Origin of the sequence: Microbacterium sp. (genome assembly GCF_035554235.1) — a bacterium.
GTDB lineage: Bacteria > Actinomycetota > Actinomycetes > Actinomycetales > Microbacteriaceae > Microbacterium.
In genome coordinates, this window is the sequence record NZ_DATMIO010000167.1 from 1 (window position 1) to 9,254 (window position 9,254).

General features: G+C 69.5%; 10 protein-coding genes. 6 read left to right on the top strand and 4 right to left on the bottom strand.

The window, feature by feature from the left end; all coding sequences use genetic code 11:
- Positions 1 to 1,787 (top strand): SCO7613 C-terminal domain-containing membrane protein (locus VNT50_RS08475; RefSeq protein ID WP_325484674.1); only part of this gene is annotated, 1,787 nt, incomplete at its 5' end.
- 12 nt (positions 1,788 to 1,799) lie between these two features.
- On the opposite strand, the gene VNT50_RS08480 is transcribed toward VNT50_RS08475, so the two are convergent.
- Complete coding sequence (locus tag VNT50_RS08480; RefSeq protein WP_325484675.1) at positions 1,800 to 2,102, bottom strand: hypothetical protein; 303 nt, start codon at positions 2,100 to 2,102, stop codon at positions 1,800 to 1,802.
- A 19-nt stretch (positions 2,103 to 2,121) separates the two neighbouring features.
- Positions 2,122 to 3,045: a S1C family serine protease gene (locus VNT50_RS08485; protein ID WP_325484676.1), complete on the bottom strand. Its 924-nt coding sequence runs from the start codon at positions 3,043 to 3,045 to the stop codon at positions 2,122 to 2,124.
- Between the two features lie 110 nt (positions 3,046 to 3,155).
- On the opposite strand from VNT50_RS08485, the gene VNT50_RS08490 reads away from it, so the two are divergent.
- A complete protein-coding gene (locus VNT50_RS08490) occupies positions 3,156 to 3,542 on the top strand; it encodes a glucose-6-phosphate dehydrogenase (RefSeq protein ID WP_325484677.1) in 387 nt (128 codons plus the stop codon).
- A gap of 28 nt (positions 3,543 to 3,570) precedes the next feature.
- Positions 3,571 to 4,650, top strand: coding sequence for a DNA glycosylase AlkZ-like family protein (locus tag VNT50_RS08495; protein WP_325484678.1), 1,080 nt, complete (start codon positions 3,571 to 3,573; stop codon positions 4,648 to 4,650).
- 65 nt (positions 4,651 to 4,715) lie between these two features.
- Here VNT50_RS08495 and VNT50_RS08500 read toward each other — a convergent pair whose 3' ends face one another.
- Positions 4,716 to 5,165 (bottom strand): SRPBCC family protein, encoded by a 450-nt coding sequence (locus VNT50_RS08500; RefSeq protein WP_325484679.1) that lies wholly within the window; start codon positions 5,163 to 5,165, stop codon positions 4,716 to 4,718.
- A gap of 183 nt (positions 5,166 to 5,348) precedes the next feature.
- Here VNT50_RS08500 and VNT50_RS08505 point away from each other — a divergent pair, with 183 nt between their 5' ends.
- Positions 5,349 to 6,641, top strand: coding sequence for an MFS transporter (locus VNT50_RS08505; RefSeq protein WP_325484683.1), 1,293 nt, complete (start codon positions 5,349 to 5,351; stop codon positions 6,639 to 6,641).
- A 2-nt stretch (positions 6,642 to 6,643) separates the two neighbouring features.
- Here VNT50_RS08505 and VNT50_RS08510 read toward each other — a convergent pair whose 3' ends face one another.
- Complete coding sequence (locus VNT50_RS08510) at positions 6,644 to 7,177, bottom strand: TetR/AcrR family transcriptional regulator (RefSeq protein ID WP_325484680.1); 534 nt, start codon at positions 7,175 to 7,177, stop codon at positions 6,644 to 6,646.
- A 37-nt stretch (positions 7,178 to 7,214) separates the two neighbouring features.
- On the opposite strand from VNT50_RS08510, the gene VNT50_RS08515 reads away from it, so the two are divergent.
- Both VNT50_RS08515 and VNT50_RS08520 read left to right on the top strand, forming a co-directional pair.
- Positions 7,215 to 7,574, top strand: a complete 360-nt coding sequence (locus VNT50_RS08515; RefSeq protein ID WP_325484681.1) for a DoxX family protein — start codon at positions 7,215 to 7,217, stop codon at positions 7,572 to 7,574.
- A 44-nt stretch (positions 7,575 to 7,618) separates the two neighbouring features.
- The gene (locus VNT50_RS08520; RefSeq protein WP_325484682.1) at positions 7,619 to 8,782 is read left to right on the top strand and encodes an alpha/beta hydrolase; all 1,164 of its coding nucleotides are present in this window, start codon (positions 7,619 to 7,621) and stop codon (positions 8,780 to 8,782) included.
- Positions 8,783 to 9,254 lie beyond the last annotated feature (472 nt).

A 9,254-nucleotide genomic window follows, 5' to 3' on the forward strand; every position in this document is an offset into this window, starting at 1 on the left:
GGGCGAACTCCTGGCGGGCCATCCTCGCGGTCACGTCCGTACCGTTTCTGATCGGCGTCGCGCAAGTGGTGTTCGAGCGAAGCGGCTGGACGGCCCTGTCGACGGGCCTTATCTTCCTTCTCGCGCTCGCCCTGGTCGCCACGAAGCGGGACGGGCTCGGCATCCCGCTCCGCCTCATGGCGGCCGCGGTGCTGGTGCCATCGCTCGCGGTTGTGGCTGTCTGCCTCGGCGCGCAGCTGCTCGTCGGCAGCGGGTCCCCGGTCGTGCTGCCGGTCATCGCGCTGATAGTCGCGCTCGTGCTGCCCAGCGGTCGCCTCATCCGGGCGGCTCTCGTTCCGAGAATCGGCGAACGGGATGCCGCGCTCGCACGCATCGCCGTCGAGGCGTCGACCCTGCTCACGGCAGGGATCGCGGTCATGCTCGCCCTCGTCCGCGACGCAGCGGGACTGTCGACGACCCTGCTCGTGCTCGTACTCCTCGGCGTCGGTGGAGCCGCCACCTCAGTGTGGGGTGGGCGCCGATACGGCTGGTGGCTCGCGGCGTCGGCGGCCACCGGAGCGCTGTGGTGCGTCTGGGGCATCGCGGGCGTCGAACTCGTCGAGCCATACCTCGTCCCGCCGGCACTTGGCGCTGCCCTCGTCGGCGGGCTCCTCACGGCGCGCGGGGCCCGAGGCTTGCCCCTCTATGCCGTCGGGCTCTTCGCCGCGGTCGTCCCGCTTCTCGTGCTGGCCGCGGTCGCGGGACCGTCGGCTCGAACGGTCGCGCTGGTCGCGGCATCCTGGCTCTTCCTCGTCCTCGGCGCGCTGCTTGGCCGAGGCGATGCCGAGAGCGCCGGCAGTCGGCGGTCGCTGAGTCCGGTCACCCTTGCCATCGCGGTCGTTGCCGGGGCAGCGGGCGCCGTGGAGGGGGTGCGGCTCGGAACCGGGCTCGACGCCGCCCCCGCCGGGATGCCGCTCGTGGTCGCGTGCCTCGCGATCGGGGTCACCGGGGCCGTGCCGGCCGCGCTCGCCGCGCGTGCCCTTCGCGCCGGATCGACGTCGGATTCGCGCGTCGCACGCACGCGGTGGCTCTACGCCCCGGCGTTCACGTACGTCGCCGTTGCGGCGTGGCCGGCGATCCAGCGGGATTGGTTCACGATCTGGACCATGTGGGGGCTCATGGTAGGACTCCTTGTCGCGCTCGTCGCGAGTGCCCTCAGCGGGCTCCGAGGGCGGAGATGGATGCCGCCCGTCTGGTTCCTGTTCGGCCTGGCGTTCGTCACCGCGGTCGTCGCGTGGAGTCCCCGCGACCTGCGGGTCGAGTGGTTCTCGCTGCCGCTGGGCACGGCGCTCCTGCTCGCCGGTGTGCTCGCCATGCGCATCGGCGCGCGCGGCGATGCCGAACGGGGCGCACTCACCTGGGCATCGTGGGAGGCGTGGCCGGCAGGATGGAAAGGGTCGTGGGCGGTGCTCGGCCCGGGGATCGTCGTCATGCTCAGTGCGTCAGTCGCCGCCACCTTCACGGATCCGCTGACGTGGCGGGCGATCCTCGTGATCGTGCTGGCGCTCGCCGCGATCCTGGTGGGCGCGAGCGGACGCTTCGCCGCCCCGTTCCTCATCGGCATCGTGGTGCTGCCGATCGAGAACGCGATCGCGTTCCTGGTGCAGATCGGGCACGGTATCGAGTCCATGCCGTGGTGGATCACGCTTGCCGTCGTCGGCGCCGTGCTGCTCATCATCGCCGTCACCTACGAGCGGCGGGCCGGCGAAGAGAGCGGCATCGCGGCACGGCTGCGCGACCTCACCTGAACCGGCCGGGTTTCAGCGTGCGAGGGCGTTCCAGTCGACATCGAGCAGCCGAGGGGTGGCCTTCGAGATGCGCGCCCGCAGCACGGTGCCCGGCTTCGGCCAGTAGCGGCGGTCGAGCACGAACTCCGTCGACAGGTTCTCGGGCGCCAGCCCCGGCGCCTCGAGCACGACCTCCATGCGGCACTCCTGGTAGCGCAGCCAGCCGCGAGGCTCGGACAGCGAGACGATCGTGATGGTGCCGTGCAGAGCATCCGCCATCGGCGAGCCCGTCAATCGCTCGAGCGATTCGGCGGCCCCTTCCTCCCAGTCCTCCATAGCTCGAGGTTAACGGGTCTCACGAGACGCGCAGCTCCTGGGGCTCGACGACGATGTCGACCAGGGCGCCGTTGCGCCATACGGTCATCTCCATCCGCCGTCCGATCGCGTGCTCGACCATCAGGCGCTGCACTCCACTGGCACTCGTCACCGGCGTGCCATCGAGGGAGAGCACGATGTCCCCTCGCCGCGCCCCGGCGCCGGCCGCAGGGCTTCCGCCCACGACGGAGGCGACCTGCATCCCGGTGCGTGAGCCGACCCGTGCGGCGAGCTCGGGACTCAGGGTGATCTGTGCCCCGGCCACCCCCAGCCATGCCCGGCGTACGCGACCGCGGGTCATGAGGGCGTCGATGATCTCGCGTGTGGTCGCGTTGATCGGCACCGCGAGGCCCAGGCCGATTCCGGCGACCGCGGTGTTCACGCCGACCATGCGTCCGGCGCTGTCGGCGAGCACGCCGCCGCTGCTGCCCGGGTTCAACGAGGCATCCGTCTGGATCACCTCGTCGACCACGCGTCCGGCCTGCGTCGGCAGCGAGCGCCCGAGGGCCGACACGATCCCGGCGGTGACGCTGCCGGCCATGCCGAGCGGGTTGCCGAGCGCGACCACGAGCTGCCCCACCCGGAGCCTCGACGCATCGCCCCACGGCACCGGCGGCGGGGTGCCGCCGTCCGCCCGCAGCACGGCGAGGTCCGACAGCGGATCGCTCCCGACCACGCGGGCGGCGAGCACGGTGCCGTCGGAGAATGCCACCTCGGCGTGATCGGCGCCGGCGACCACATGCGCGCTCGTGAGCAGGTGCGAGTCCGTCGAGATCACCGAGGCGCTGCCCGCGCCGCCGCCGCGCGCGGTGCGCACCGAGACCGCGGCGACCGACGGCAGCGTCGCCTCGGCGATCCGCACCACCGCGGACGAGTATGCATCGAGCGCGTCTTCGGGGTCCATGCGACCATCTCAGCACCGGACGGATGCTTCGCGGCGGAGTTCGCGCAGAGCGCACGGCCCCCACTTATGCCGAGCGCGCCCGGTTAGGCTTCAGGGGGAGGGATACCCCCATGAAGATCACCTCGTCATCCGACTGGCGCAACGGCGTCGCGTTCGACACCCCCATGATCGTCGCCGATCTGGTACCCGGCGAACCCACGCGCTGCTCGGGCTGCGGCGTCGCCTCAGAGCCGCGTCCGCGGACGGAGCTGTGGGCGATCAAGCACCGCCACCGGAACGACCCCGCTGGCTACGTGAAGTTCTACTGCCGCACGCACCTGCCCGTGGTGCAGCCGGCCGCGGCGCCGAGCGCGAGCAGGCCCGCCGTGAGAGAACGCCGCCCCGCGTCGCGCCGCCCCGCACTGGCGACCGAGACGACGCGTGCGATGTGCCCGGACTGCTTCATCGAGGTCTCCGCGACCGGTGTCTGCGGCATGTGCGGGACGCGCGTCGCCTGAGGCCGATCGGCCCATTACCCTCGACAACGTGACGCACCGCCTCACGCTCGAACAAGCCCGTCGGATCATCGTCCGGGCGCAGCTGCTCGATGCCGAGCGCGCGGGCGACGTGGTCGAGGTCGCCGAGCAGCTCGGCTACGTCAAGATCGACCCGACGGCGACGATCGCACCCTGTGAGCACACCGTGCTGTGGTCGCGGATCGGGTGGTCGTACGAGGCGGGTCAGCTCGTCAAGGCGGTCGAGATGGACCGGCTGCTCTTCGAGTTCGACGGCACCTTCCGCCCGATGAGCGTGCTCCCGCTGATGCTCCCGGCGATGCGGCGCTGGCCGCGTCGAGAGAGCAGCAGGCAGTGGCTCGACGCGAACGACGGCTTTCGAGCGGATGTCGTGGCCCGCCTGCGCGCGGAGGGACCGCTGCTCGCGGGTCAGATCCCCGATACAGCCCAGGTCAGCCGCCCGCCCGACGGGTGGTCGGGCACGAATCAGGTGCCGCACATGCTCGATTTCCTCATGCGGCAGGGTGTCGTGGCCGTCGCCGGACGCCAGGGACGCCACCGGGTCTGGGATCTCGCCGAGCGGGTGTACCCGCGGGACCTGCCCGAGCTCGACGACGAGGAGGCGGGCCGTCTCCTCGACGAACGCCGACTGCAGGCGGCCGGCATCGCCAAGCAGAAGTCGCCGTGGACGCCGGTCGGCGAGGCGGGAGAGCCGGCGACGATCGAGGGGATGCGCACGAAGTGGCGCGTCGATCCCGAGGCGGTCGCGGCGCTGAACGAAGACGACGGCGGTCGCGTCGCGTTGCTCAATCCCTACGACGGGATGCTGTTCGATCGGCCGCGGCTGCGCGACATCTTCGAGTTCGAGTACGTGCTCGAGCAGTTCAAGCCCAAGCCCCAGCGCCGGTACGGATTCTTCGCTCATCCGATCCTGATGGGCGACCGGTTCGTCGGGATGCTGGATGCCGAGGTAGACAAGGCGCGAGAGGTGCTGAGGGTGAACGCCGTGCACGAGTTCCTGCCGTTCGAGCCCGAGGAGGACGACATGGTGCGCTCCGAGATCGCCGAGCTCGGGGAGTGGCTCGGCGTCACGGTGCTCGATGCGCGCTGAGCGCGCAGCATCCGCCGCCGTCCTTCTCTGCCCCCGGCTCTTCCGCCGCCCTCGTCTTCTGCGCTCTAGTCTTCTGCCGCTGCACCGCCCGCCTGTTCCACCGTCTCCTTCAGCCCGGCGAGCATTGTTCGCCAGTTGCTCGCGGCGTGCTCGGCGGCCTCCGGGCCGTCGTTGTTGTCCTGCTCGAGGGTGACCTCGGTGCCGCCCGCGACGGGCGTCAGCGTGTACGTGAGGGTGTGGTGGTTCTCAGGGAGGTCGGGCTTTCCGCCGAGCGGGCTGAAGTGGGTGTGCCGCAGCCGTCGTGGCGGGTCCACCTCGAGAATCTCGCCGTGGTCCTCGTACCGCTTGCCTTCGTACTCCCCGGCCCACGTGATCGGGCTCCCCGGCCGCCAGTCGGTGGTCACCGTCGTGCCGAAGTAGTACCGCGCGATCGTCGCCGGATCGGTCAGCGCCCGCCACACGTCATCCGGAGGCGCGTCGACGGTGAGGGATGCGGTCGCGATGTCATTGCCCATGCCCTTGTCTTACCCCTGCGTCGGCGCGCGGGTCAACCGGGGTATCGACGGTGTCGCAGGGGAGGGATACTGTCGCTCTCGACACAGGATCCCGTCGAGAGAAACGGTGCCGCCATCACCACGACACATTCCGCATCGTCGTTGCCCAGTCCGCGCCGGGTGCAGGGTACGTACTACACGCTGATGCTGGGCAACACGCTCGCGGCATCATTCATCTGGGGCATCAACACGCTGTTCCTGCTCGATGCGGGCCTCTCGAACTTCGAAGCGTTCGGCGCCAATGCCTTCTTCACCGCGGGGATGCTGATCTTCGAGATCCCGACGGGGGTCGTGGCAGACACGGTCGGGCGGCGGGCGTCTTATCTGCTCGGCACCGTCACGCTCGCGGTGACGACCGCCCTCTACTGGATGCTGTGGGTGTGGGAGTCGCCGTTCTGGGCGTGGGCGATCGTGTCGGTGCTGCTCGGACTCGGGTTCACCTTCTTCTCGGGCGCGGTCGATGCCTGGCTCGTCGACGCGCTCAAGGCCACGGGCTACCGCGGCAGCCTCGAGACGGTGTTCGGTCGAGCTCAGATCGTGGGCGGCATAGCCATGCTTTCGGGCTCAGTGCTCGGGGGTGTGATCGCGCAGGCGACCAACCTCGGTGTGCCGTTCCTCGTGCGCGCCGGCATCCTCGTCATCATGCTCGTCGTCGCGGCGCTGCTGATGCGCGACCTCGGTTTCACGCCCGATCGCGGCGAGAATCCGTTACAGGCGACGCGGACGGTGTTCCGCGCGTCGCTCACGTACGGCCTCGGCAACCGGCCCGTGCGCTGGCTCATGCTCGCGAGCCCGTTCACCGCGGGGGTCGGGATCTATGTCTTCTACGCGCTCCAGCCCTACCTGCTCGAACTCTGGGGCGACGAGGAGGCCTATACCGTCGCCGGGCTCGCGGCCGCCCTGCTGTCGGGCGCGGCGATCGTCGGCGGTTCGATCGCGCCCTGGGTGCGCAAGCTCTTCCGCCGTCGCACGTCGTCGATCCTGCTCGCCACGGTCTCGAGCGCGGTGGTGCTGCTCGCGCTGGGGATCGTTCGCGACTTCTGGCTGGCCGTCGTGCTCGTCGCCCTGTGGGGCATCGCGTCGGCGATCGATGACCCGGTTCACCGTGCCTACCTCAACGACATGATCCCGTCGAAGCAGCGGGCGACTGTGCTCTCCTTCGATTCGCTGATGGGTTCGGGCGGCGGGGTCGTCTTCCAGCCCGTCCTCGGGCGGGTGGCGGATGTCGGCGGGTACGGAGCCTCGTTGATCTGGAGCGGGGTGATCTCCGCCATCGCGGTGCCGCTCGTGCTGCTGAGCCGCGCGCAGCACTCACCGGCCGACACCGCGCGCGACGTCGGCGACCAGACGGACGCCGGCGGTGAAGCGGTGACGGATGCGGCATCCGGCCACACACCTGCGGCCGGGTCAGCGACGGAGGCGTCGAAGGAGGACTGATCTCACCGACCCTCGCCCGGCGGAACGGACGGGATGAGTTCGGCGAGCAGGCCGAATGCCGCCTCGAGGTCGGCCCGGCTCGTGGCCGGCAGCGCCACGCTCGCCCCGATCATCAGCAGATGGGGGAGCAGCGCGGCCGCGTGGGCGCGCACGGGGTCATCGACCATCCGCGACCAGACGCGTTCGAGGGCGGAGAGTCGCGCGACGTCGACTCGCTCCTGGGCGGCGGCCGCCTCGGCGTCCTGAAAAGCCCATGCGCGGATCGCGACCTCGAGGCGCAGATCGACGAGTGTGCCCACACGTGCCGCGAGGTCTTCCAGACGGGCCTGCGCGGGGGCATCGCCGAGCTCACGCACCGCTCCGCTCTCCCACCGCTCGAGGATCGCTCGCCGGTACGCGGCGATCCCCTCGAAATGGTGGAAGAACGAGCCCTTGCTCAACCCGAGTCGCCCCGCTACGCGGTCGATCCGGACGCCCGCGATGCCGTCTTCCGACAGGACGCGCATGCCCTCGGCGATCCATCGCTCCCTCGACATCTGGCGAGCATACCAAACGGTATGGTATGCCTGAGTCATGACACTCCTGCCCGATCCGGTATGGCCCGTCGTTGTGCTGGCGGCCATCTCGCTGGTCGATGCCGTGCTCTGCATCAAACCGGCCCGGTTCATCGCGCAGTGCTTCGAAGACGTCCGGTGGCCGCGGAGGTATTGGTGGCTGATGGCACCGATCAAGTTCGCGGCGGCGGCCGGACTCATCGCCGGGATCTGGGTCCCGGGCCTGGCGGCACTGACGACCGCATGCTTGGTGCTGTACTTCGTCGTGGCGATCACGATGCACATCCGGGCTCGCGACTTCGGGCGCAACCTCTTTGTCAACGCTTCCGGGATGCTCGTCATCTGCCTCGCGACCGGCGCCTTCTGTTTCCTGCTGTAGCCCTCGCGGGGCTGTAGTGTCGTGGCCACCGACGGAGGTGCACGATGGCGACGTTCCAGAGCAGCGATGACCCGCTCGAGCCGATCCGGGGAGTGGAGGCGTTCGTCACCGACGGAGCATCGAGCGAAGCGTCGCAGTCCGCTCAGCTGCTCGCGATGACGGCGTATGCATCGGGGCAGGACGGGGCGACCGACATCCAGGACGATGCGGACGAACTCGGCGTCCCGCAGCTCTCCCCCCGGCCGGACCTCTTGGAGCTCTACGCTGAACCCGGTCGACTCGACGACATCACGGGGTTGGAGATCCGGCACTACGGCGAATCGCCGGCCGATCTGTGGGACGGGATCAACCGCGATCGCTCGGTGACGACGCTGCTGGCACTGCTCAACACCCTGCAGACGAGTGACTCGGATCTCGTCGCGGTGAGCGCCGCGGCAAGCGTCCAGAACCTCGTCCGGGGCGCGAGCGAGTCCGCCGTGTACCGCGGGTTGAACTCCTCCGACGAGCTGGCTCGCGGGGTCGCCGAGGCCGCCTTCGGATCCGCACGTCCCCCCGGCACGAATCCAACGTCGTCCGCGAGGGGCACGAAGGAGCAAACCCTCAGCACCACGATCAACGGCACGTGGGGGCTTGTCGACGATGACGGCTGGTATCAGCCGGGTTCCGGCCTGCACGGCCTGCTGCGCGATCGACTCAGTGAGAACCTGTACTCAGAGAGTGACTACTACGGCTGGAGCGGCGAGTACTCCGATCCTGCGCGCTGGGTGGCTGCACAGGATCTCCTCATCTGGCGGGAGGCCCGGTCCGAGCCCGAGGCGATCGATACCGTGTATGCCCACAGTCACGGCGGGACGGTGGCGCTCAACGCGGCGGCGCTCGGGCAGAGGATTCGCTTCCTCGTCCTCCTGCATGCGCCCGCCGTGCCGCGCTCCGCCGAAGAATGGGCGACGATCCGGGGAAACGTTCGTCGCGTCGTCGCGATGCGAACGCGCTTGGACCTCGTTGTGCTCGCGGATCGGTTCAAATCCAACAGCCGCCAGAAGTTCGACGCGGCACAACTGCCTCACACGCCTGTGGTGCGCCACTGGCGTGAGCGAGAAGCGTGGTTCTCGCACTCGTTCTACGTCAATCGGGCGAACTGGGACCGTTTGAACCTCGTGAACATCGTGGAGCGAGAATCCTCCTACGCGGCACCGTGGCCGGGCTGAGCGAGTTCAGCGCACGAAGTAGCCCACCACGCAGCCCGCGGTGATCGCCGCCGTCACAACGACCGTTGCCCAGTTGAGCTTCCGGGTTGCAGCCTCTGACGGCTGCTTCTCGTCGCTTGACAGTGCGATTCGTCGCCTGATGATGTTCGCGATCCTCGTCGCCGCCGTGTCGTCCTCGCCGGCGGGAGAAGACGGTGTTTTCGTCATTTTGGCGGGCCGCACTCAGGCTGCCCGGGGCGGAAGTGCTCTCGGGGAGCGCCATCCGAGGGGATGACGCCAATCGAGCCTGTATGCGGTACGTGTCGGTGATCAGTCCAGCTTCTTTGCCACACCATCTCTGGTTACTCGGATTCGTCGCCTCGATAACCCCGGCGCTAGCGGTTGGTCTAGGGCGACCTCCGGGCTCTTCGCTGACATCGATCGCCCGTTGTCAAGCCCTATTGGCGACCCCGCCTCGTCCTGCTGAATGGAT